At 44.5% G+C, this 25,935-nt stretch carries 16 protein-coding genes; 8 read left to right on the forward strand and 8 right to left on the reverse strand.

The window, feature by feature from the left end; translation table 11 throughout:
- Window position 1: 1 nt before the first annotated feature.
- Window positions 2-820, forward strand: a complete 819-nt coding sequence (locus CGC50_RS07580) for a glycoside hydrolase family 16 protein (RefSeq protein WP_095910309.1) — start codon at window positions 2-4, stop codon at window positions 818-820.
- A 13-nt stretch (window positions 821-833) separates the two neighbouring features.
- Window positions 834-1,496 (forward strand): class I SAM-dependent methyltransferase, encoded by a 663-nt coding sequence (locus CGC50_RS07585; RefSeq protein ID WP_095910311.1) that lies wholly within the window; start codon window positions 834-836, stop codon window positions 1,494-1,496.
- 50 nt (window positions 1,497-1,546) lie between these two features.
- On the opposite strand, the gene CGC50_RS07590 is transcribed toward CGC50_RS07585, so the two are convergent.
- From CGC50_RS07590 to CGC50_RS07610, 5 genes are all read right to left on the reverse strand, one after another.
- Window positions 1,547-3,814: an NADP-dependent malic enzyme gene (locus tag CGC50_RS07590; RefSeq protein WP_095910314.1), complete on the reverse strand. Its 2,268-nt coding sequence runs from the start codon at window positions 3,812-3,814 to the stop codon at window positions 1,547-1,549.
- 275 nt (window positions 3,815-4,089) lie between these two features.
- Window positions 4,090-5,028, reverse strand: coding sequence for a DUF4299 family protein (locus CGC50_RS07595; protein WP_095910316.1), 939 nt, complete (start codon window positions 5,026-5,028; stop codon window positions 4,090-4,092).
- A 42-nt stretch (window positions 5,029-5,070) separates the two neighbouring features.
- Window positions 5,071-6,132 carry a magnesium/cobalt transporter CorA gene (gene corA, locus CGC50_RS07600; RefSeq protein ID WP_095910319.1) on the reverse strand — a complete coding sequence of 354 codons (1,062 nt, stop codon included), beginning with the start codon at window positions 6,130-6,132 and terminating at the stop codon, window positions 5,071-5,073.
- A gap of 51 nt (window positions 6,133-6,183) precedes the next feature.
- Entirely contained in the window at window positions 6,184-7,161 is a 978-nt protein-coding gene (locus tag CGC50_RS07605) for a D-alanine--D-alanine ligase (RefSeq protein WP_095911320.1), read from the reverse strand.
- Window positions 7,162-7,263: 102 nt separating this feature from the next.
- Window positions 7,264-8,601 (reverse strand): MATE family efflux transporter, encoded by a 1,338-nt coding sequence (locus tag CGC50_RS07610; protein ID WP_095910321.1) that lies wholly within the window; start codon window positions 8,599-8,601, stop codon window positions 7,264-7,266.
- A gap of 229 nt (window positions 8,602-8,830) precedes the next feature.
- On the opposite strand from CGC50_RS07610, the gene CGC50_RS07615 reads away from it, so the two are divergent.
- From CGC50_RS07615 to CGC50_RS07640, 6 genes are all read left to right on the forward strand, one after another.
- The gene (locus CGC50_RS07615; protein ID WP_095910324.1) at window positions 8,831-9,988 is read left to right on the forward strand and encodes a beta-ketoacyl synthase N-terminal-like domain-containing protein; all 1,158 of its coding nucleotides are present in this window, start codon (window positions 8,831-8,833) and stop codon (window positions 9,986-9,988) included.
- Window positions 9,989-10,065: 77 nt separating this feature from the next.
- The gene (hemL, locus tag CGC50_RS07620; protein WP_095910326.1) at window positions 10,066-11,361 is read left to right on the forward strand and encodes a glutamate-1-semialdehyde 2,1-aminomutase; all 1,296 of its coding nucleotides are present in this window, start codon (window positions 10,066-10,068) and stop codon (window positions 11,359-11,361) included.
- 255 nt (window positions 11,362-11,616) lie between these two features.
- Window positions 11,617-14,793 (forward strand): SusC/RagA family TonB-linked outer membrane protein, encoded by a 3,177-nt coding sequence (locus CGC50_RS07625; RefSeq protein ID WP_095910328.1) that lies wholly within the window; start codon window positions 11,617-11,619, stop codon window positions 14,791-14,793.
- Window positions 14,794-14,809: 16 nt separating this feature from the next.
- The gene (locus CGC50_RS07630; protein WP_095910330.1) at window positions 14,810-16,342 is read left to right on the forward strand and encodes a RagB/SusD family nutrient uptake outer membrane protein; all 1,533 of its coding nucleotides are present in this window, start codon (window positions 14,810-14,812) and stop codon (window positions 16,340-16,342) included.
- A gap of 12 nt (window positions 16,343-16,354) precedes the next feature.
- Window positions 16,355-17,398, forward strand: coding sequence for a substrate import-associated zinc metallohydrolase lipoprotein (locus tag CGC50_RS07635; RefSeq protein ID WP_002666428.1), 1,044 nt, complete (start codon window positions 16,355-16,357; stop codon window positions 17,396-17,398).
- 29 nt (window positions 17,399-17,427) lie between these two features.
- Window positions 17,428-19,092, forward strand: a complete 1,665-nt coding sequence (locus tag CGC50_RS07640) for a DUF4302 domain-containing protein (RefSeq protein ID WP_095910332.1) — start codon at window positions 17,428-17,430, stop codon at window positions 19,090-19,092.
- Between the two features lie 67 nt (window positions 19,093-19,159).
- Here CGC50_RS07640 and CGC50_RS07645 read toward each other — a convergent pair whose 3' ends face one another.
- The 3 genes from CGC50_RS07645 to CGC50_RS07655 form a co-directional block, all read right to left on the reverse strand.
- Window positions 19,160-21,424, reverse strand: coding sequence for an aconitate hydratase (locus CGC50_RS07645; protein WP_095910334.1), 2,265 nt, complete (start codon window positions 21,422-21,424; stop codon window positions 19,160-19,162).
- A gap of 234 nt (window positions 21,425-21,658) precedes the next feature.
- Window positions 21,659-23,875: an NADP-dependent isocitrate dehydrogenase gene (locus tag CGC50_RS07650; protein ID WP_095910335.1), complete on the reverse strand. Its 2,217-nt coding sequence runs from the start codon at window positions 23,873-23,875 to the stop codon at window positions 21,659-21,661.
- 4 nt (window positions 23,876-23,879) lie between these two features.
- Entirely contained in the window at window positions 23,880-25,163 is a 1,284-nt protein-coding gene (locus CGC50_RS07655; protein ID WP_095910336.1) for a citrate synthase, read from the reverse strand.
- Window positions 25,164-25,935 lie beyond the last annotated feature (772 nt).

Consider the following 25,935-nt stretch of genomic DNA (forward strand, 5'->3'; position numbering starts at 1 on the left):
CATGAGAAAAGTATTCATTATTCTAAGCACCTTGAATATCCTTGTAGGATGTTCTAAAGAACAAAAAGAAGAACCTGCTGTCAAAGAAAAAGAGGGATGGAAATTAGTTTGGGAAGACGATTTCAATCGTGATGATATCTTCTCCACCGGTATATGGTCGAAAATATGGGGTTGCCCTACTTCGACTGCCGATTGGTGCAAGACGATGAATCATGACCCCAGTTTGTTTGAGATAAAGGACGGTAACCTTATCCTCTTGGGCAAACCCAGAACAGACCCAGCCAAGCACAAAACACCCTACATCACCGGAGGAGTAACTACCCAAGGAAAGAAATATTTTGAAAAAGGGCGTTTAGAAATCCGTTGCAAGCTCGAAGCCCATCAAGGTGCATGGCCTTCCCTGTGGATGGTACCTGATGCGCCTTGGCCTACAGGGGGTGAGATAGACATTGTCGAGCGACTTAACTACGAGCCTTTTGTGCACCATTCGCTGCACTCCACTTATACAGAAGCAGGTAAAAAAGACAAATCTAAGCGTACTCCCCCAAGCACCGCTACTGCACCTATCAACCCCGATGATTACAATATCTATGCGGTAGAGCTCGATACCGATGAGGTACGTTTTTATGTAAATGGCAAGCAGACATTCAGCTATGCGCGCGTGCCAGAGAAAGAGAGTGAAGGACAGTTTCCTTTTGCTCGCCCTTATATGTTGCGTATCGATATGCAATTAGGAGGTAGATGGGTAGGTGAAGTAAAACCCTTTACCGATCCCGTGAGAATGTATGTAGACTGGGTACGATTTTATCAAAAGAAATAACAACTATTCTCCTATGAATCCACCGATTACAGATATGGCTGCTTTGGGGCGGCAGCTCCGTTGTCCCGAAGGGGCTTTGGCACAAGAGGTAGCCGACTATATTTTTGCTTCCAACGAATATATGATTCGCCAGACAATCGATAGGCTACGCCTTACATCGGGGGAGCGAATCTTGGAGGTCGGCTTTGGCAATGGCAACCATCTTTCATATCTTTTTGCCCAAGGAGAAAACCTCCAATATACAGGAGTAGAACTCTCAGAGGAGCTTATCTCTTTGGCAGAGGAACGACATGCGTCACTTATCGAGCAAGGAAAGATTGCTTTTTTGAAGGCAGAAGGGGAGCGTATACCAAAGTTTCCTTCTGAGACTTTTGAGGTGTTTTTCTCGGTCAATACTTATTATTTTATCCAAGACCTCAGGGGGTACTTTGAGAGGCTCTATCCTATACTTACCCCTGGAGGAAGGCTTGCCTTGGGGTATATAGACAAAGATTTTGGAGAGCGTATGCCCTTTACCCAGGAAGTATTTACCTTCCATACCAATGAAGCACTTGGTCAGATGATTCTTGGGGCAGGCTTTTCCTCTCTTGAGATAGCCTCCTTTACAGAAGAGATTGTTGGTAAGGGTGGGCGAAAGGTACTTAGGCCTTTCCATATTGCTACAGCTATAAAATAAAGAAGACTACCTCCTGAAAAGGGGGTAGCCTTCTTCTACAAACAAAAAAACTATATTCTTCTTTCTCTCTCCTGAGCATCGACTACGGCAAAGGTAGTGAGATTCACCATTTCATCTACACTGGCATTCATCAGGGTGATGTGTATAGGTTTGGAGAGACCTAAGATGATAGGCCCTATAGAGCTAATCCCTTCAGATTCCTTCATGATCTTATAGGTGATATTGGCCGATTCCAAGTTAGGGAATATAAGCACATTAGCAGGCTTTCCATTGAGTTTGGAGAAAGGGAAAGCGGCTGCCATTTTTTCTGGATTCAAGGCTACATCCACCTGTACTTCTCCATCTACGATAAGGTCTGGGTAGTTCTTGTGTAGGTAGGCCACTGTCTTGGAGAGTTTTTGGGTACTTTCTGAAGGGGCAGAGCCAAAGTTAGAATAGGAGAGTAGCGCAATGGCAGGCTCCAATCCAAACATCTTGGCCTTCTCCGCTACCGCCAAGGTAATAGCAGTCAAGTCCTCTGAAGAAGGGTTGGGGTTCATGGTAGTATCGGAAAGGAACAAGGGGCCACGCTTGGTGATAAGGATACTAGTGGCGGCAATACGATTGAACCCTGGTTCTTTTTCTACCAAGTCCAAGATAGGACGAATGGTTTGCGGATAAGAACGGGAGTAACCTGTGATCATAGCATCGGCCTGACCTGTATTGACAAGCATGGCGCCAAAGTAGTTGCGCTCGCGCATAAGGCGGCGGGCATTGATCTGGGTAATTCCCTTGCGTTGGCGTTTTTTCCAATAGATATCGGCGAACGAATGACGACGTTCGGTTTCCTCATCACTCTTAGGGTCAATGATTTGCAAGTCGGCCTCGAAACCAAGTTCTTCCATATAGCCAAGGATAACATCCTTACGACCGAGGAGTACAGGAATAGCGATACCCTCTTGGTATACACGTTGGGCAGCCTTGAGCACTTCGAGTATATCTGCTTCAGGGAATACCACACGTTTTGGATTCTGGCGGGCACGCTCCTGAAGGACACGGATTTCGCGATTGCTACCACCGAGCCTGTCCATAAGCTGTTCGCGGTAAGCATCCCAGTCAGTAATAGGCTTTTGAGCCACTCCCGTTTCTATAGCTGCTTTGGCAATAGCAGGTGGTACTTCATAGATAAGGCGAGGGTCGAAAGGCTTAGGGATGATATATTCTTTTCCGAAAGTGAGGTTTACCCCATATACCAAATTGACCTGATCAGGTACTGTTTTCTTAGCCAAATCCGCCAAGGCATGTACTGCGGCGATCTTCATTTCCTCATTGATCTTGGTAGCACGTACGTCCAAGGCGCCACGGAAGAGAAAGGGGAACCCAAGGACATTGTTCACCTGGTTAGGCGTATCGGAGCGACCGGTAGCCATGATGATATCCGAGCGGGTTTGGGTGGCCAGGTCGTAAGCAATTTCCGGAGTTGGGTTGGCCATGGCAAATACGATAGGGTCTTTGGCCATGCTAAGGAGCATTTCAGGACTTACCACATTTCCTTTGGAGAGACCGATAAAGACATCGGCATCCTTCATAGCTTCTTCGAGTGTACGAAGGTCACGTTCGGTGGCAAACTCGGCTTTGAGGTAGTCCAAATTAGGGTTGTCCTTGCGAATCACTCCTTTGCTATCGCACATAACGATATTCTTAGGATCAGCCCCTAAGGCAATATAAAGTCGGGTACAGGAAATAGCGGCTGCACCTGCTCCATTAACTACGATTTTTACCTTACGAATATCCTTGCCAACAATCTCCAAGGCGTTTTTGAGCGCTGCGGCAGAGATAATGGCAGTACCATGTTGGTCATCGTGCATCACTGGAATATCCAATTCCTCCTTCAGGCGGCGCTCAATCTCGAAAGCCTCAGGAGACTTGATATCCTCAAGGTTAATCCCCCCGAAAGTAGGCGCAATGGCCTTGACAGTATTGACAAAGGCATCCACATCGGTGGCATTGACCTCAATGTCGAATACATCAATATCAGCAAAAATCTTAAAGAGCAAGCCCTTTCCTTCCATGACCGGCTTGGCCGCATCGGCACCGATGTTACCTAAGCCCAATACAGCAGTACCGTTGGAGATAACCGCTACGAGGTTTCCTTTGTTGGTATATCGGTAAGCATCGTTCTTATTTTGTCCAATGGCCAAGCAAGGATCCGCTACTCCTGGTGTGTAGGCTAAGGAGAGGTCGTACTGCGAGGCATGTTTCTTGGTAGGCACTACGGCTATCTTCCCAGGTTGCGGGAATTCATGATAGTCTAAGGCATCTTTCTTGTTATCTTTCATTTGAAATATTTTTATCAAAGTTGCTTTTTCAAAAGTGCAAAGGTACGAAATAAATGAGTAATGGTCAATGATTAATGATTAATTTTTTGCTAAGAGGGAAAAGGGATGAAAGATGTTGTTTCTTTAGTTATTTGTTGATAATTGATATACAATTACTTACGATTGTTTTTCTCTTTAGGTATCTCAATAAGATAGTTAGTAAGAGGCTAAAGAAGAATAGAATGAGAAATAGGCTATCCAAAGATGATTTAGATAGCCTATTTACTTTTTATGGGCTATGAGAATAGTCCTTTTATTTTCCCCAGAAAGCCTTTTTTCTTTCCTAAGAGGGCTTCTATTTCGGCTTTGGTATCTATACGGATATTCATATAGTGTCCGTCCAATTTTTGAATTTTCTCTTTTGGGAGTCGCTCTAAGAAGGTTTGGTAATCTACATCGCCCATGGAGGTAAATTGTTCTTCTTCGGGGAGATTGGGGTCGTAGTCTCCAATGTTCACACGCCACTCTTTGACATCTTCTTGGGAGAGGTTGTACTTGGTGATGTCGATAAACGGAGGGTACTCATAGGGAAGTATACTCTGTACTGTTTTGGTAAGGGCATATATTCCTATGATTTCATCTTTGTCATTTTGCATAAAAATAGGGCGTGCGATGTATATATCCTCGTGCTGGAGCTGTGCTGCTACAAAATCATCAAAAGCCTTTACTTTATCCTCGGCGGACTGGATTTTGCGGATGTTCTCTTCTGAGAAGCAGATGGGGCGCATAGCTCCAAAGATGAAGTGTCCTTCCTTGCTTCCCTCTATGGATCGTATGCCAAATTCTATATCATGGCGATAGTCATAGGTGATATTGTTGCCCTCATATTCTTCTCCCTCTTCATCGATAACCGATACACCGAAGTGGGTGGCCACTCTCTCGATAAAGGAGAGCGCTCCGTGCCAGTCGGCCGAGGTGCTGGGGGTGAAGACACGCACATCATAGGAGTGATTCTCGTCGGAGTAGCTACACTCAAAGCCACGCCCACTGATGCCTTCTTGCCCCAGTAGCATGTAGCCAAATTCGTTCAAGGGCATTTGCATGACCTCATCAAGTTCTTCATCATCCTCTCTGAGGGCGAATTGTCTAAAATTACCTCCTACGAGGTCTAATAGTTCCTCAGTGCTCATCACTTTGGGAGCTTCAGGGTTTTGAATGTGAAAAGTACGACTCATAGAGTTTTGAATTTTAAGTTAGTCCTAGTCATTAGTCACTATCTACAGCCACTTCTTCCGTCTGAAATAGATAATCATTCCTATGGTAATCAGTAACATCACCCCCCAGCAAGCGGGGTAAGCCCACTTGTAGTGTAGCTCTGGCATGTGCTCAAAATTCATGCCATACACCCCTACGATAAAGGTCAGCGGAATAAAAATGGTAGAGATGAGTGTCAAAAGCCGCATGATGTTGTTCATCCGGTTGCTCATAGCTCCCATATAGGTGTCTGTAAGCCCCCAAAGGATATCCCTATAGGAGGCGAGCGTTTCGGCTATTTGTACGATATGGTCGTGCAAATCCCTGAAATAGGGCTTGCATCCCTCTTGGATAAGCATATGGTTGTTTCGCTCTATACGGCTGATGACCTCACGGGCCGGAACGATGGATTTCTGAAGAAAGGTAGCCTTCTTCTTCAGGAGTTGTATTTCCGAGATCATATCCTCCCGTGGGCGAGCGATAATCTCGTCCTCGATGGATTCAATGGTATCGCTGACCCTATCCACAATCGCCAAGTAGTTGTCCACGATGCTATCCAAAAGTCCAAAGAGAAGGTAATCTGCCGAGGACTTTCTCAGCAAGCTCTCTGGCTGCTGTAGGAGCTTGCGTATAGGGTCGAAGACATCTCCTCCTTCTGACTCCTGAAAGGAGATGAGGTAGTTGTGCCCCAAAAGCAGTGCCAAGTGCTCAGCGGTAAGCTGTCCCCCTTGGTGGTAGATCATCTTGATAATCACCAAGAGATGTTCTTCGAGGAGTTCTACCTTGGGGCGGTGCTGGGTGTCAAGCACGTCTTCCAAGAGAAGGTTGTTCAGATGGGTATAGGCTCCTATTTTCCGTATTTCCTCTATATTGTTCAGCCCGTTGATATTGATCCAAGTGATACATCCCTCTTTGATAAAGGACAGCGCCTCTTGGGCGGAGCCTACTTTTTGGGTAAAGAAAGAGCTATCAGAGTAGGAGACGACATCTATATCGATGAGTTTCTCCTTTTCTCCGAAATACACCAAGCTCCCAGGGGGCAACCCTATTTTTTTCGCTCTATTAGCCTTTCTTTTCTTACTCATTGTCGGTCATCAGTTGTCAGTCACTATTCATTTTTCACTAGTCACTAGTCACTAGTTGTTATTCATCGCTTCTTCAATAGCGTTGTCAAAGAGGTTTGTTAGTGAGATACCTGCAGCTTTAGCTTGTTGGGGGAGTATGCTATTCTTAGTCAGCCCAGGGGTAGTGTTCATCTCCAATAGGTGAGGTACTCCCCCGACAAGGATATATTCACTACGGCTGAATCCCTTCATTTGTAATAGATTATAAACCCTTAGGGCGACTTCTTCTACTTTCTTTTTTTCCTCTTCACTTAGGCGAGCAGGAGTGATTTCTTTACTTTTACCTTGGTACTTTGCTTCATAGTCGAAGAAATCATTTTCGGATACAATCTCGGTGATAGGGAGTACACGTTTTTTACCACGATAGGTAATTACACCTACAGAGACTTCGGTTCCCTTGAGGAATTCTTCAATAATTACTTCGCTATCCACTTCGAAAGCCTTTTCAATGGCCTGATCTATATCCTTCTCGTCGTAAGCCTTGAAGACTCCTATGCTGCTGCCAGATCGGTTGGCCTTGACAAAGCAGGGCAAGCCTACTGTTTTGATAATCTCGCGAGTGGAGAAAGGTTCTCCTTGGTTCAGGTAATAAGCCTTTGCCCGAGGAATACCATAAGGCTTGAGCACCGAGAGCATATCTCGCTTGTTGAAAGTCAGTGCTGAAGCATACATGCTACAGCCAGTGATAGGTACACCCACCAGAGCAAGATATGCTTGTAAGTAGCCGTCCTCCCCAGGGGTTCCATGGATGGCATTGAAAGCACAATCGAAGGTGATTTTCTTCCCCTCCAAGGTCAGAGAGAAATCATTCTTATCTATCGGGATTTCTTGACCAAGGGTGTCGGTATATACCCATTTTTCTTTGGTAATTAGGATACGATAAGCTGTGTATTTGCTCTTGTCCAAGTACTCAGCTACAGTGGCAGCACTTTGGAGAGAAACGGCAGCTTCTTGGGAGAAACCTCCCATAAGTATGGCGATATTTTTCATGGTATGCTTAGAAATTTGTCTTTTAATCAATCTAAATAGCGGGGCAAATGTACGAAAAATCTTTTAAAGAAAAAACAAATTAGGACGCCTATTTGTCCCTATTTATCCTGCTTGTAAGGGGCGGTTAAAAAAGAAATTGATATAGTGAATAATGAGGATTCCTCCGCGGAAAACCATCCAGACAAAGAAGGTCAGCCAGATTCCACTCAGCCCCCATTCCAGCAGCGATTGGGTGACATAGAAGGTAGGGAAGAAGCCTAAGAAGGTAGCGATGATAAAGGCATTTCTTAGGATGGCGGTAAAGCCCATCCCCTTATAGATACCATCGAAAAGGAAGGTGATGGCATTGAGAGGCTGCATGAGTACCACAATCCAGAAGGTTTCGAAGAAAAGCAACTGCACATCCTTATTCTTGGTCATAAAGACTCCTATTTGATGGTAGAATAGGAAGTATACCAAAAGAATAACCATCCCAATGGTTAGCACTATATAGAACAAGTCCTTTACCAAGTTGCGTATGGTCTGGTACTGCTGGGTACTATAGAGCCGTCCAGAGAGTAAGCCGCCAGCATTGCAATAACCGTCAAAGAGAAAGACTGAAAACAGCCAAACTTGATTCAGGAGGGTATGGGTGGCAACAATGGTACTGTCCTCACCCCCGCCTAACTTTGTGGCACTGAGGAAAGAGAAGTAAAGTACCCCTTGTAGTAAGGATGAGCGTATGATTAGGTCAAAGCTCATGCGCAGGCTCTGGAAGAATTTAGGGTGTAGCGACTTGGTGAGGATAAAGCGGTAAGGGGTTCTCTCATAGAGGAAGTATAAGGATACAGCAAACATGACCCCTTGTGCTAATAGGCTCGCCCAAGCCAATCCCTTGATATCCCAATGGAGGACAAAAACGAAAATATAGTTGAATACCAAGTTGATAACCCCACCCAAGATGCTGATATACATAGACCAAGAGGTGTTCTGCATCCCTCGGAAGATACTGTGTATAGTCAGGGTTAGCAGGGTAAAGGGAAATCCCCACACACGGATGCGAAAGTAATCCAAGCAATAATCCAAGAGAATGCCATCCGCATCGTAGAAATTGGTTAGGATTATCTCACTGGTGAAAAATGCCAAGATAGAGCACAACAGTGAAAGCCCCAAGGAGAGAGTAAGGATTTGTGCTACTAAGCTCTTGAGCTGGTTGAGCTTGTCCTGCCCATAAGCATAGGCTACTTGTGAGGTGATGGCACGACTGCTCTGAATGAATATCCATACCAAGGAGGTCAGAAAAGAAGAAACGATGCCCACTGCCCCGAGGACTTCCTTTGTATTCAGGGCGATATGTCCAGCCATGATCGTATCAGTAAGCGATATAAGCGGTTCTATCACACCAGAAACAAGGGCGGGCAACGCCAAGCGGTTGATTTCTGTAATAGATATTCGTTTCAAAAAATATGGATTTGGCTAATGAACACAAATAGCACCGCAAAATTACATTATTTTTAGGACATACCCAAAGAAAGTATAAGGTTTTATTTTTATATAGTGGGCAGAGAGCAGTGAGCAGAGAACAGTGAGCAGATCATATACTCACCATAAGGAGAGCTTTTAGCTCTTTATTGGAGAATTTGGTAAAAAATCGTAATTTTGTAACCCCTTTTGAAAATCATAAAAACACATGCAAACCAATATATCTATTACAGGGATGGGGAGTATCTCCCCTTTGGGAGCAGATAGAGCCAACATCTGGAGGCAATATCTCTTAGACAAACCGCTGCTGGTAGGGCAAAGGGTAGGGGAGGAGCTGCTTCCCGTGGGGAGATTGCAGGAAGAAAGCCATGCCTTGGTCAGAGAAATACGACAAGAAAACGCCCGATATAGAAGTGTAGATCCTACGGTACTCTATGCACTATATGCCTCGCGGCAGGCCTTGCAGGAGGCAGGTTGGGAGCAGGGTAAGGACTTCGGGGTCAATATAGGTTCTTCCCGAGGAGCGACAACCCTCTTTGAAGAGTATCACCAGAGTTTTCTCGAGCAGGGTAAGTGTGCCCCCTTGGCCTCGCCTACTACTTCTTTAGGCAATATTGCTTCTTGGGTGATGCAGGATGCCAAAGGACAAGGAGCGGCTATCTCTCACTCTATCACTTGCTCCACAGCACTACATGCCTTGCTCAACGGTATCGCTTGGCTTCATGCAGATATGGCGGAGGGCTTCCTTGTGGGTGGGAGTGAAGCGCCACTGACACCCTTTACGCTATCTCAGATGAAGGCCCTGAAGATCTATGGTTCTTTGAGTGATTCCTACCCCTGCCAACCCCTGCTCTTAGAGAAACTTAAGAATACTATGGTACTGGGAGAAGGAAGTGCCGTTTTTGCTATAGAGAAAGGGGTGCGACCCAACGCTTTGGCGATTGTCAAGGGGATAGGCTATGCTACCGAAGTCATCACCCACCCTGTGGCCATCTCTGCTCAGGCGGAAGCCCTGCAGCTAAGTATGCAACAGGCTTTGCAGGGAGTAGCCCCAGCTGAGGTGGATGTGGTGATTCCTCATGCTACGGGAACCATCAAGGGGGATGAGGCCGAGTACCATGCCCTTAGGGAGGTTTTTGGACAGGACTTGCCACGACTTACCTCCAACAAATGGAAGATCGGGCACACTTTTGCTGCCAGTGGTGCCTTAGCTATCGAGATGGCGGTGCTCATGCTCCAGAATCAGCAGTTTTTGCCACTACCTTATCTAAAGAAAGAGGCAGAAGCTCCTCTTAGGAATATACTTATCAATGCAACAGGCTTTGGAGGAAATGCGGTGAGTGTACTTATAGGCTTGCCTTACTGAGGTGAAAAATAGTCAAGAAAATATTGACCATTCTCCATTAATTTTGTACTTTTGCACCAACGAAAATATTTTAAAAAATGTTACAATACAAGAGAAGTAGTGAATTATTTCACCAGGCACAACAGGTGCTTCCTGGAGGGGTTAACTCCCCCGTGCGTGCTTTCAATGCGGTAGGAGGAAATCCTGTATTTGTAGAATATGCCAAGGGAGCTTACCTATATGATACTGATGGGAATAAGCTCATCGACTATATAGCCTCCTGGGGGCCTCTGCTCTTTGGTCATGCCTATGCTCCTGTTATCGAAGCGGTAACCGAGCGCGCCAAGCGCGGTACGTCCTTTGGGATGCCTACCGAAGTAGAGACAGAAATTGCTCAAAAAGCCCTTTCTATGGTGCCCCATGTGGAGAAAATTCGATTTGTCAATAGTGGTACCGAGGCGTGTATGAGTGCTATTCGCTTGGCACGAGGCTATACTCAGCGAGAAAAGATTATCAAGTTTGCCGGTTGTTACCATGGTCATTCAGATTCCTTCCTTATTGCGGCCGGAAGTGGCGCCACTACCTTTGGAGTTCCTAACAGTCCAGGGGTGACACAAGGAACAGCTAAGGATACTTTACTGGCTACCTACAATGATATTGATTCCGTAAAGCAACTCTTTGCGGCACACCCCAAGCAGATCGCTGCACTTATTATAGAGCCTATAGCAGGGAATATGGGCTGTGTATTGCCAAAAGAAGGGTTCTTGGAAGCGCTACGAGCACTATGTGACCAAGAGGGTACTCTTCTTATTCTAGATGAGGTGATGACCGGTTTCCGTTTGGCCAAGGGAGGAGCTCAGGAGGCACTTGGGATTCGGGCGGATATTGTTACCTTTGGGAAAGTGATCGGAGGCGGTCTGCCTGTGGCTGCTTTTGCAGCACGCAATGAGATTATGGATCACTTGGCGCCCTTAGGAGCAGTGTATCAAGCAGGGACACTCAGTGGAAACCCCTTAGCGATGAGTGCAGGACTGGCCATGCTTACCGAGATAGAGAAGCGCTCTGACGTATTTGAGAGCTTAGGCAAGAAGACAGCCTATCTGCACGAAGGCTTGGATAGGGTGCTTACCCAGGCGGGAATCCCCCATCAGATCAATCGTTTTGGCTCTATGTGTTCTGTATTCTTTACTGAAGAACCTGTAACCGATTTTGCTTCAGCACAGCGTGCGGATCACCAGCGTTTCAAGAAGTATTTCCATGCGATGCTCTCCCGAGGGATCTACCTTCCCCCCAGTGGTTACGAAAGTTACTTCCTCAACGATGCACTTTCCTATGCCGACTTGGATACAACCATCCAAGCCTTGGCAGATGCCTTGGAGAAAGGGGAAATCTGAAAACAGTGAACGGAGAATAGTAAGCAGAGAGCAGTTGTCAGGGTACTATGACAGCTGCTCTCTGTTTTTTGTTTTTACTCACGTGAGCAGGGTTCACTTTCTCCTCTCTCGGAAGGAGACGACTTAGAACTCACTATTTATAGTTATCTATTTAGATTGATTATAAAAGAATATAATTTTCTTAAAAAACCAGAAAAAAATTCGTCAGTCTCGTGAAAAATCGTAAATTTGGCCTAAAAATAAAAACTCAAATTTATGCGAATCAAAATAAGCATTTGCTTACTGTTTTCCCTTCTGGGGATGATTCACACTTTTGCACAAGAGAAGTCCATCAGTGGGACCGTTAAGAACTCACAGGGCTTACCACAGCAAGGAGTCGTGGTTTCTCTCAAGGGGGATTCCTCACGTACTACCCAGACCGATGCTAAGGGAGGGTATACGATTTTAGCCAAAAGTACTGACATTTTGGTATTTTCCTCTTTGGGAATGGCAACCATAGAGCGAACAGTAGGGGAGGCAACCACGATAGATGTGGTGATGTCTTCTTCCACAGCCAAGGCAACCCCTACCCCTTCCACCACAGGAGAAGCGGTAGCACGTACCAATGTACGAGGCCCTTCTTCCATCTATGGGGAGAGCAAGCCGCTATGGGTGGTAGATGGGATCATTTTGGACGATGGGGTAGAGCTCAGCCCAGATGCCCTCTCCTCTTCGGATGCCAAAACCCTTATTGCCTCAGCCTTGGGGGGATTATCTTCTGATGATATTGATACCTTCCGTGTGCTTAAGGATGCTTCGGCTACTTCCATCTATGGGCCTCGCGCCATAGCAGGGGTAGTGGTAGTCAATACCCGCAAAGGGTCTAAGGGCACCAATAGTATTTCCTATACCAATGAATCTACCTTTAGGCTCATTCCTTCCTATAACAACTTCAATATCATGAACTCCCAAGACCAAATGGATGTCTTCATGGAGATGATGAGGCGAGGAAATATTACCTATAAAGAGATGGGAAACCGCCGTCACTATGGAGAGATAGGCCGTATGTATGCCCTACTCAATACTGCAACTCCTTCTGGTTATGGTCTTGCCAATACAAACGAAGCTAAAGAAGCTTTCTTAAGAGCTGCTGAGATGCGCAATACTGACTGGTTTTCCCGACTTTTTCAAACAAACATTCTACAAAGCCATTCGGTAAGTATCTCCACCGGTACCGACAAAGCTTCTTACTATGCTTCTGTGGGAATTATCAATGACCCAGGATGGATGCGCTTTTCTAACTATAATAGGTATACAGCCAACATTAACGCGAACTATAAGCTTAGTAAGAGCGTTTCCTTCAACTTAATTGCCAATGGTTCTTATCGTGAGAATAAGACTCCTGGTTCTGTAGATGGCGTATCCGGAAAGGTGTCTTCAGCTTTCTCACTGAATCCTTATTCGTATGCACTAAATGCTTCTCGTACTATGGATCCAGAGGCCACCTATCGTTATCGCTTTGCGCCCTTGAATATCTTTGAGGAAATGGAGAATAACTATACCAATACTCATATAGGAGATATCAAGATACAGGGACAACTCTCTTGGAAAATCTCTCCTAAGGTAACTGCGGTAGGACTCGCTGCGATTCGCTACCAGAATATTTCTCAAGAGCTGAACCAAACCGAAAGATCGAACTTGGCCAGAGCTTATAGAGCGATGGACAATGTTACCATGATCACTAACAATACCTACCTCTACGAAGACCCTTATGACGATTTCGATGTAAAGCGTACTGTACTTCCTGAAGGAGGAATTCGTGAAAAGAGTGAAAGTATCCTCAATGGTAAGGACTTTCGTGGTACGATAGACTATAGGGATGCTTTCTCAGGAGGTATTCACAAGATACAAGTATTGGGAGGTGCTGAGACCAGTGACATCTACCGCAACAAGGATTGGAACCAGAACTTAGGTTTGTTATACGAATTGGGCGATATGTCCTACTTCTCCTATGAGGCCTTCAAGCAGATGCAGGAGAATAAAACCAACTACTACACCCTTACCCGTACCACTACACGCAATGTAGCTTTCTTCTCCAACGCAATGTACTCCTATAAGGACAAATATATCTTCAACGGGACTCTCCGTACCGATGCCTCCAACAAGTTTGGTGCTTCTCACTATATCCGCTGGATGCCTACATGGAACCTTGCTCTCACTTGGAATATTTCTCAGGAAAAATTCTTCCCTAAGCTCAAGCCTATTTCAGCTCTTTCTTTCAAAGGCTCTTTTGGGATGACCCCTGAGAGTCCTTCAGTGAGCAACTCCTTGGCCAAGATTATAGGGGAGCGTCCATGGCGTAGTGCAGATCGCTTCCAAGAAACCGCTTTGCGTATCAGCGAAGCTGCCAATCATGATCTTACCTATGAGAAAAAAGAAGAGCTAAACCTTGGGGTACAGATGGGACTCTTCAAGAACCGAATCAACCTTGCCTTGGACTGGTATACTCGTAACAACTACGACCTTATAGGGCGTGTGCCTTCACAAGGGCTTAATGGAACTGTAATTCGTTCAGGCAACGTAGCTGCGATGCGCTCCTCAGGAGTGGATTTGAGTCTCCAGACCAAGAACCTTACCATAGGAGACTTCTCCTGGGTAACTACCTTCGTCTATGCCAGAAATGACAATAAAATCACCAAACTCTATGTAGAGGCCACCATCGAGGATATGGTCAAGGGAACGGGCTTCTCCAAGGAAGGCTACCCAGTGGGCTCTATCTTCTCTATTCCTTTCCGCGGACTCAACAGTGAGGGACTTCCTACCTTTGCCGACTCCAATGGTAACACCACTATAGACGGACTTCGCCTTGATCAGCGAGACAACTTGGACTTCTTAAAATATTCAGGAACTACCCGCCCTACCGATGTGGGAAGCTTGGGGAACCTATTCAAGTACAAAGGAATATCTCTTAATATACTCCTTACCTACTCTTTTGGAAATGTATTGCGCTTACCAGCTTCTTTCAAACATTCATATATTAACGACTCTCCTACCTCACCCAGTGATATGGTTGCAATGCCAAAAGAGTTCAAAAATCGCTGGATGCAACCAGGAGATGAGAACAGAACGAATATCCCTGCTATTGCTTCTGCTTATCAGCTCTATGCAATTCCTACTTTGGAGTATGCCTATACCGCTTATAACTATTCCGATGTACGTATCGCCAAGGGAGATTTCATTCGCTTGAAAGAGATTTCTCTCGCCTATGACTTTGATAAAGAAACGCTTCGTGATATGAAAATCAAGCGTCTAAGTTTCAAACTACAAGGAACAAACCTTTTCTTACTCTATGCTGATAAGAAGCTTAACGGAGCTGATCCGGAGTTTTCGGCAAGTAGCTCTTTCATCCCTACGCCTAAGCAGCTTACCTTCAGTATACGTGTAGGACTATAACCTAAAAAATATTCACATGAGAAGAAATAAAATTCCATTGATACTAATGCTACTGCTCAGTGTGGTGGCCTGCGACAAATATTTGGATAAAGACCCCGATAGTAGAGTGACAGTCGATAGTGCGGATAAAGTGCAGAAGCTCTTGGTCAGTGCCTATCCTACCTCGACCCCAGCGGTAGTTACCGAATTTTCCTCGGATAATATAGACGATATAGGTGCAACCAATGCCAAGACACTTTCTTTTATAGAAGAGCTTGTCTATTGGCATAAGGATATGCATGAATATAAGTATATAGATGGCTTGCGTACTCTATGGGAAGACCATTATGGCGCTATCTATCATGCCAATACCGCCTTGGAAGCTATCACAAAGCTGGGTGATTCTCCTCAGCTGAGAGCAGCTAAGGGAGAAGCCTTAGTGGCACGAGCTTATGCTCATTTTGTCTTGGTAAACCTTTTTGGTAAACCCTATAATGCCCAGACAAGTACAACAGACCTTGGAATACCTTATATAGATTTTCCAATCAATAACTTCAGAGCTGAACGTCCTCGTAATACCGTAGCAGAGGTATATCAGTATATAGAAAAAGACCTTACAGAAGGGCTTCCTTTGCTTGATGATACTTACTATAAAGTACCTAAGATGCATTTTAATAAAAAAGCAGCCTATGCTTTTGCCGCTCGTTTCTATCTGTATTATACCCAATGGGCTAAGGCAGAGCAGATGGCAACCGAGGTATTAGGAGATACTCCTACCAACTTGCGTAACTGGATTGCCTTCCAAGCTTTGGGGAACAATGACCCTCATGCCAAGGAATACACCCGTGAAGGGGTAGAGGCAAACCTTATGCTCGCCTCTGTATCTTCCTATGCTCGCCGCTTTATCGATGGACAGACAGTAGGTCGCTTTGCACACTCCAGAGGTACTGCTGTAAGAGAGACTTTCCGCGATGCGAATAACCTTTGGACTAATAACTACAAGGATAAACAATATGAGTCCTTCCGTGTAGATGCCAGCAAGTATATCTATACCAAATATCCTACCTATACAGGTAATAATACCCAGATTGTCCTTTTTACCACGGATGAGACCCTACTGGTTCGTGCGGAAGCTCGCATTCTTCAGAAAAACTATACAGGAGCGGTTGCGGACTTGAACCTTTTTGCTAAGGCCTACTTTATGGATGAACCTCAGTTCACCATGAGTCAGATTGTTTCTGGATACCAAAATATCCCCTATTCAAGCTATGATCCTACTTCTAAACTGAGTCACGCTACCCAGAAGAAGCGACTTTCTCCAGAATTCACTATAGATAATGATCAGGAAAATCTTTTGCACTTCCTTTTACAATGTCGTAGACTGCTTACCCTAGGAGAAGGCTTGCGCTGGTATGATATTCGCCGCTATGGCATAGAAATACACCGCCACCAGATGGATATAGACGGGAATGCTCACATAGTGGAGGTACTTACTAAGGAAGATAACCGACGTACCCTGCCTATCCCTGTGGATGTAGCAGCAGCCGGAATGACACAAAACCCAAGATAAAATGATTTCAGTATGAAGAAAATATGTATAATTCCATTCCTTGCCCTCTTTCTTTTCTCTTGTCAGAAGGACAATCCAGATAAAGACAATAGTGTGGTGCAACTTACCACAAAGGAGCAAGCCAAAAACCAATCTGAATTAGATAGGTATATCAATCAAAAACTGACCATCCCCTACAATGTAAATATCAACTACCGATATCCTGAGAACGATATCAATAGAAACCAATTTACCTATGTAACGCCTCCTTCTACTCAAAAGGCATTGGAGATGGTCAACCTCATAGACTATATGTACTACCAACCTTACTCCAAGGTAGTACCTAAGAAGTTCATGGAGGAATATGTAACCAAACAAATTACGTTGATAGGGTCCTATGCCTATGCACGTGAAGGGGGAACCTATAATGGGTTGGCGACCGCAGGGATACGCCTGGAACTGCTGGGGGTCAACTATATAGAACCCAATACTCATGATGATAGTAAGCGTAAGGATATGGATAACAACCTGCTAAGGCTTATCTACCATGAGACTTCTCATATATTGGAACAAAACAAGCAAATACCTCCTGAGTATGAGAAGCTCTGTGCGGCAGAGTATAAGGGGGGATCTTGGACAAGATCCTGGAATCTCAATACTCAAAACTATCTCAAGTCAGGCTTTATCAGTCCCTATTCTAGTGATAATGTGCATGAGGACTTTGTTGAGTTCATCGCTCACTATATTGTATTCTATCAGAAAAACCAGTGTGGATGTGAAACGACAGATGCTACTGCCGATACTGATGGAGATGGCTTGGATGATGCTGCCTACACAGCTTGGAAGACTCAGATACTCAAAAGAGGCTTTATATGGGAAGAAGCACTTGCTACGGCTGATGGTAAAAATAAAACCGATGCCCAGTACACAGGAAAGGAAATCCTCTTGAAAAAGTTAGAAATTGTTAAGAATTACTTCAGCCAAGAGTTTGGTGTGGATTTAGAAAAACTTCGCAAAGAAGTACAAGCCCACCATGTAAACCTACCTAATTTGAATTTTTCAACTTACAATTGGTAATGTATAACCATTAGAATTTTTAGAACGATATGAAGAAATATATATATATGTGCTTAGCTGCCTGCCTGCTGGCCTCCTGTAGTCAGGAAGAAGAAGCTGTCTATGGCAAGGGCAACAGCTATGCCAAGCGAACTGGAGAAACTTCCACTGAGTATGTGAACCTCTTGGAAGGAGCTACCAATGGATGGTTGCTCTCCATGTATGTAGGAACAGGTCAACAATACGGAGGGTACAATTATATCCTTAAGTTCCACCAAGGGAAAGTAACCGCCCTATCGGAGGCTACCACCGAGGAAGATACTTCCCTCTATACCCTTAACTTTAGTGAGAAATCTATCCTTACTTTTGATACCTATAACAAGGTATTGCACCAATTCGTAGAACCTTCTGCACTCTTCCCAGAGGGAAAAATAGGAGACAATCAGTTAGTGATACAGTCCTACGAAAATGGCGTGTTCACCCTCAAAGGGCAACGCTCTAACAATCTGATGACCCTAAGGAAGCTTGAGGGAGAGGCAACTGCCTATCTCACTAAAATAAGAGAAAGACAAAGCTTGTTCAAAGTTTCAGATGCTTACCCTATAACTATAAATGGCAAGGAAGTAGATTTCGAACTACAACCCTCCAATCGCCAATTCATAGCCCGAGAAGGGACTACTGTGATCAAGAAGGCCTATATCTATACCGAAAATGGCTTTAAGCTCTATGAGCCTATTACTATTGCAGGGAAGACCTTCTCCGAATTTACCCTTTCGGCTGACAATAGTGAGATTACAGCGGATGATGCTTCTATAAAGACCCGAATGGTGTATAACAACCTACCTTTTGATTTTTATAATGGCAATATAAAGATTAATATGTTAGATGATCTTTGTAGTAGTAATGCTGCCTTTGTTAAGATATATAATCTCTATAAGACGGTTAAGTCACGTAATATAGCGCCTTATTTTTATTTAGGGAAACTTTCCCCAAGCGAAGATATTGCGATGAATTTTACTATATATTATTACGATAATAGAAACTATAAGATGCGTTACCTCTTGGATTTCCTACCAGTGGCAGGAAAGTCTGATCAGGTAAATATAGTTCCTGTGGAGCAAGGCTTTTATTGGAATTACTACGGCAACTATCCTTTGGTAGAGGTCTTGACACAGAATGCTCCCTACCAGATGACCGATGTCAATGGTGATGGAACTCTTTATAAGTTCACCAGTACCAAGAACAGTGAGGTAACTTTCCTTTCGCATAATAATGCTACCTTGCCTTATGATCCTTCACAGAATGAGTGGAAATCTATAGATTTTGAGTATGCTTCTGATGCGCTTAAGGCACTCTATAATACTTACAAAACCCATACAGTAACCAAAGGGAACGCTTCTGCAACGTATCGTTTGCAGGATTCTATGTCTATTGGGTACGGCAGCTTGTGGTTTACAGTACGTAGGGGTACAAGTTCCGCTACAGTTTCTTATGCCATAGATGCCCTTGCGGTGCCTTGCGATACTAACCAAGTGAGTTTTGTAGACAAGGGAGCTACTCATACGGCAAGTAGCAACTGGACTACCTATAACTATCTTTCCCCTATAGTGAATTTCTTCTTGCAGAATGGTCCTTTCAAAGTGGAGGATGTAGGCGGAGGATGGACAAAGTTCACCAGTGCTAAGAATTCTGACTATTGGTTCTATACCCGATAAAGAGATCAAGAAAAAGAAAGAGGCTGTCTCCACGGAGGGACAGCCTCTTTTGTATATGGCTTCTATATTACTTTTTGTTTTTAGCGATCAGATTCAGAGCACTACCGGCCTTGAACCATTCTATTTGAGAAGCATTATAAGTGTGGTTGCAGGGGATAATATCCTTGCTGCCGTCCTTGTGAACGAACTCCAAGTGTAGGGGTTTGTTAGGCGCAAAGTCAGTAAGGTCAAGGAAGTTGATGGTATCATCCTCCTGTATTTTGTCATAATCGGCCTCGTTAGCAAAGGTCAGCGCAAGCATACCCTGTTTTTTGAGGTTGGTCTCATGGATACGCGCAAAGGATTTTACCAAAACAGCCTTCACCCCGAGGTGACGAGGTTCCATAGCCGCATGTTCGCGAGAGGAACCTTCCCCATAGTTTTGGTCACCTACCACGATTGAGGGCACCCCAGCTGCTTTGTAGGCACGTTGTACCTTAGGTACTTCGTCATACCCGCCGGTAAGCTGGTTTTTGACACTATTGGTCTTGCCATTGAAAGCATTGACAGCCCCGATGAGCATATTGTTTGAGATATTGTCCAAATGTCCACGGAAGCGCAACCAAGGCCCCGCCATAGAAATATGGTCGGTGGTACATTTGCCTTGAGCTTTGATGAGCAACTTAGCACCAGTGATATTCTTACCATCCCAAGGAGCGAAAGGCTCCAAGAGTTGTAGGCGGTTGGAGGTAGGCGATACCACTACCTCTATATTGCTACCATCTTTGGCAGGTGCTTGATAGCCAGGGTCATCTACCGCAAAACCTTTGGTAGGGAGTTCTTCTCCGTAAGGAGGCTTGAACTTCACTTCCTCTCCCTTATCATTGGTAAGGGTATCGGTGATAGGGTTAAAATCCAATCGTCCGGCAATGGCCAAAGCAGCGACTATCTCAGGAGAGGTCACGAAGGCATGGGTATTGGGGTTCCCATCAGCACGCTTGGAGAAGTTGCGGTTGAAGGAGTGGATGATAGTATTTTTCTCCTGTTTTTCAGCCCCTTCTCGATCCCATTGGCCAATACAAGGGCCGCAAGCATTGGTGAAAACTTTGGTGTTGAGCTGTTCAAACACTTTCATGATGCCATCACGGACGATAGTATAGCGAATCTGTTCTGAACCAGGATTGATTCCAAAAGCAGCCTTAGGAGTTACTCCCATATCTACCGCTTGCTTCACTACGGAAACAGCACGGCTTAGGTCTTCGTAAGAGGAGTTGGTACAAGAACCAATGAGTCCCCATTCCACTTTGAGAGGCCAATCATTGGCGCGGGCTACTTCCTTCATCTGGCTTACAGGTGTACCTCGGTCAGGTGTAAAAGGTCCATTGATGTAAGGCTCTAACTCAGAGAGGTTGATTTCGATAAGTTGGTCAAAATATTTCTCAGGGTCAGCATATACTTCAGGATCAGCGGTGAGGTAGGCGGCTACTTTGTCGGCAGCTGCTACCACATCCTCACGCCCAGTAGCCTTGAGGTAGCGGCGCATGGACTCATCGTAGCCAAAGGTAGAGGTTGTTGCTCCAATCTCGGCACCCATGTTACAGATTGTACCTTTACCCGTACAAGAGAGGGATTGAGCACCTTCGCCAAAGTATTCTACAATAGCACCTGTACCGCCCTTTACAGTAAGGATATCAGCTACTCTGAGGATTACGTCCTTAGGGGCTGTCCATCCGTTGAGCTTTCCAGTGAGCTTGACCCCGATGAGCTTAGGGAATTTTAGTTCCCAAGCCATACCCGCCATCACATCCACAGCATCGGCACCTCCTACTCCTATGGCAAGCATTCCGAGACCTCCTGCATTGACTGTATGAGAGTCTGTTCCTATCATCATACCCCCAGGGAAAGCATAGTTCTCCAAGACAATCTGGTGGATAATTCCCGCCCCAGGTTTCCAGAAACCAATCCCATATTTGTTAGATACAGAGGAAAGGAAGTCAAAAACCTCTTTGGACTGTTCAGTAGCTACTTTAAGATCTATTTCGGCGCCTTCTTTGGCTTGAATAAGGTGGTCGCAGTGTACAGTAGTAGGTACAGCCACTTTGGATTTGCCGGCATGCATGAACTGTAGGAGTGCCATTTGAGCAGTAGCATCCTGACAAGCGATACGGTCAGGGGCGAAATCCACATAGTCCTTACCACGAACAAAAGCCGTGGCAGGGAGCGCATCCCAGAGGTGCGCATAGAGTATTTTTTCAGTTAGAGTAAGGGGTCTTCCCAAGAGCTTTCGCGCTTGATCAACCCTTTCAGGCATACGATCGTATACCTTTTTTATCATTTCTATATCAAAAGCCATACGTTGTTAGTTTTTAGTTTTTTAGTTTTGAATTTTGAGTTGTTGTAGGGGTGAATTGTCGCTTATTCGAGGGGCGAATGCTGCTTATTCAACGGCCCTTTCCGTTTACTTAAGGGCGAATTTTGGCTCATTTAAGAGCGAATTGCCTCACATACTCCACTTGTCCGCGGACTTCGCCCCTACAGTTAGTTTTTGTAAATTATTTTTTGATTATCATTAATCATTGAACATTAATCATTGAACATTAATAATTGAATTAAGTGTTTTACTGGGTCGCATCACCTGATAGGTCTTCTCTTCTTGAGGGTGATAGTAGCCATGTATGTCTACTTTTTCTCCTTGTACTTGCATCAGCTCTTCTACGATTTGAGTCTCATTCTGGCGAAGTGCTTTGGCAATAGGAGTAAACTCTTGAGAGAGAGCGGCCTCTTTTCCTTGAGCAGCGAGGGCTTCTGCCCAGTATAGTGCCAAGAAGAAGTGACTACCACGGTTGTCGAGCTCTCCTGCTTTTGACTTAGGCGATTTGTCTTCTTCGAGTACCCTACCTATGGCCTCATCCAGCGTTTGGGCTAAGACTAAGGCTTTGTTGTTGTGATAGGTAGCTGCAAAGTGCTCTAAGGATGCTCCTAAGGCGAGGAACTCCCCTAAGGAATCCCACCTGAGGTGGTTTTCCTCTAACAATTGTTCCGCCAATTTCGGTGCCGAACCACCCGCTCCTGTCTCGAAGAGACCTCCTCCATTCATTAGGGGTACAATAGAGAGTACTTTGGCACTGGTGCCGAGTTCTAAGATAGGGAAAAGGTCTGTGAGGTAGTCGCGGAGGACATTCCCTGTAACAGAAATCGTGTCTTCTCCTCTTTTGGCTCGTTCCAAAGAAAACAAAGTAGCTTCTTCAGGAGAGAGAATACGTATGTCCAAATCCTTAGTATCGTAAGCAGCCAAATATTTTTCCACTTTCTTAATCAGTTCACGGTCATGAGGGCGATGAATATCAAGCCAAAAAACAGCAGGACTCTGGGAGGCTTTGGTACGGCTTACAGCAAGTTTTACCCAATCCTGTACAGGTGCATCCTTCACTTGGCACATACGCCAGATATCTCCTGCTTCTACCGAATGGGAAAGGTATACTTCCCCAGAGGCACCGACTACCCTTATTTGTCCATCCTCAGGCACCTCGAAAGTCTTGTCATGAGAGCCATATTCTTCCGCCTTTTGTGCCATTAGTCCTACATTGGAGACAGAACCCATGGTAGAAGGATTGAAGGCACCATGTTCTCGGCAGAAGTCAATGACTACTCGATAGATGCCCGCATAACTACTATCGGGTAGTACCGCCAGCGTATCCTGAGTATCTCCTTGGGCATTCCACATCTTCCCCGAATTGCGTATCATTGCAGGCATAGAGGCATCAACAATCACATCGTTAGGATAGTGAAGGTTTGTAATTCCCTTGTCGGAGTTTACCATAGCCACAGCAGGAGCCTTCTGGAAGGCTAAGGAAATGTCCTTACCAATAGCTTCCTGTTTTTCTGAAGGGAGTTCTGTAATCTTACTTAGCACCTCAGAGAAGCCATTGCGAGGATTTATCCCAAGATTTTTGAAGTCTTCTGCATACTTATCGAAAAGCTCTTCGAAGAATGTCTCTACCGCATAGCCAAAGAGAATGGGGTCAGAAACCTTCATCATAGTGGCTTTCAGGTGTAGGGAGAGCAATACCCCTTTCTCTTTAGCCTTGGTAAACTGCTCCTTGTAGAAAGCCAGTAGTGCCTTGCGGCTCATAAAGGTAGCATCGATAATCTCGCCGGCCTCCAAGGGGAGTCCGTCCTTGAGAGTGAGTGTGTTCCCCTGAGTGGTTACTAACTCTATACGCACCTTATCTGCTTTAGGAAGGGTTACAGACTTTTCATTATGGAAGAAATCGCCTACTTGCATAGTGGCTACAGCCGTCTTTGAATCACGACTCCAAGCCCCCATCTTATGAGGGTGTTTTTTAGCATAATTCTTGACAGATTTGGGAGCGCGGCGGTCGGAATTTCCTTCTCTCAGCACAGGATTTACCGCACTTCCCTTCACCTTATCATAGCGGGTTTTGATTTCCTTTTCTTTGTCATCCTTAGCCGTCTCAGGATAATCCGGCAGGGCGTATCCTTGTCCTTGTAGTTCTGCTATGGCAGCCTTGAGCTGGGGTACAGAGGCACTGATGTTGGGGAGCTTGATGATATTGGCATGTGGTTCCTTGGTCAAATCTCCCAGAAGAGCCAGAGCATCTTCCACACGCTGTTCAGGGCGGAGGTATTCGGGGAAAGTAGCCAAAATACGACCCGCCAAGGAGATATCTTTCAGTTCGAAGTGTACTCCGGAAGAGGCACAAAAGCGCTCAATAATAGGAAGTAAGGAATGTGTTGCTAGCAGAGGGGCTTCATCTGTTTTGGTATAGATAATACTTTCCATGAGCTTATCGTTTTTCTAATGGGACAAAAGGTCTTTGTGGAGCTCCTACATAGACCTGGCGAGGGCGACCAATAGGTTCTCCACCTTGGCGCATTTCCTTCCATTGTGCGATCCAGCCGGGCAAGCGGCCGATAGCAAAGAGTACAGTGAACATTTCCAACTGCATACCCAAAGCCTTGTAGATGATACCAGAATAGAAATCCACATTGGGGTATAGGTTGCGAGCTTTGAAATACTCATCTTCTAAAGCTACTTTCTCTAAGTGCTTAGCGATGGCAAAGATAGGCTCATCGATACCTAAGGCATTGAGCACATCATCGGCAGCAGCTTTGATAATGGTGGCACGAGGGTCGAAGTTCTTGTATACACGGTGTCCGAAGCCCATAAGGCGGAAAGGATCGTCTTTGTCTTTTGCCTTGCGGATGAACTTGTCCACATCGCCCCCATCGGCATGAATCTCTTCCAACATTTCGATAACTGCCTGATTCGCACCACCATGTAAGCGACCCCAAAGGGCAGAAACCCCAGAGGAGATACTGGCGAAAAGACCTGCTTCGGAAGAACCAACCAAGCGTACTGTAGAAGTAGAACAGTTCTGTTCGTGATCTCCATGCAGGATAAGAAGCTTATTCATAGCAGCTACCACTATAGGATTGATATGGTACTTTTCTGTAGGAATGGAGAAGAATAACTGTAACAGATTCTCTATATAGCCCAACTCATTGTTGTAATAGTTCAGAGGGAGTCCTTCACGCCTACGGTATACCCAAGTGGCAATGATAGTCACCTTGGCAATAGCCTTACATACCGCTTGGTATACATCCTTTTCACACTTCACATTTACTGGAATAGGATTGAAGGCTGTAAGAGCGCTGGTAGCTGCAGAGAGTACCCCCATAGGGTGTGCTGCCTTAGGGAAACCATTGAGAATTTGGCGCATTTCTTCATGAACTAAAGTATACTTGTGGATAGTACGCTTGAAATCATCGTACTGCTCCACAGTAGGAAGTTCTCCGAAGATAAGCAGATAAGCTACCTCCAGGAACTCCGCCTTGGCTGCGAGATCCTCGATATTGTACCCACGATAGCGTAGAATCCCTTTTTCCCCGTCGAGGAAAGTAATGGCACTCTTACAAGAACCTGTATTCTTGTAGCCAGAATCTAAAGTAATTAGTCCAGTTAGGGCGCGTAACTTTTCAATGTTCATCGCTTTCTCCCCTTCAGTGCCTACCACAATGGGAAAGTCATATTCTTTCCCTTCGAAAATGAGTTTTGCTACATTCTCCATAATAATAAATTTTTACTCCTACAAAAGTAAGAATTTTTTTTGAAATACGAGATAAATTCGTATTTTTTTAACATTATTTGATTTCTTATGATAGACTTATTAAAAATTTTTATTTCCAAGCAGTATGTATTATATTTGTAATCAATAAGTTATATTTTTTTGGATAAATGAGTTTAAGCTTTTTGAGAAACTTGGAGATAAACTCAAATATGAGTATTCTTATCCAAGTTATATCAAGATACATGTGTATTATTAAGTATTTATATCCATCAGACCAATCATTTTGCATCTATTCTTCTGCAATTTCTCATCAAAATAAACATCTGGTTGCTCTCCATTTTTGGGATTAGGTTTGATGTTCGTTATAATTTCTTTGCTTCCTAAACAAGTTCTAAGAGATTTGCTATGAAATTTCTTATCAGCGTTGAAAAACAGGATTTTGTATTCTATTCCTGCTTCTTTTAATAAAGTTAAGATTTCTTTTAGTATTTCTTCTATTTCATGTAAGTCATTATGATTTCCAGTTTAGGACTTCCCTTTGCTATCATTTACTCTTTATTATCACTCGAGAATATAATATTTGTAGTTACAACCTTTTGCTATATAGCTTCTCCTTTTTCTAAATAAGTCTCAATGGAAAATTCTCTCTATTAAATTCCTATTTTTAACTTCTTGACCATCAATAAAAATATTGAAACTAAATCAAAATTGCTCTTAAAACCCCTTTTTCCCACACTCAAAAAAGAAATAATTCATTTATTTATTGTATCTT

Source organism: Capnocytophaga gingivalis (genome assembly GCF_002302415.1).
GTDB classification, from domain to species: Bacteria; Bacteroidota; Bacteroidia; order Flavobacteriales; family Flavobacteriaceae; genus Capnocytophaga; species Capnocytophaga gingivalis.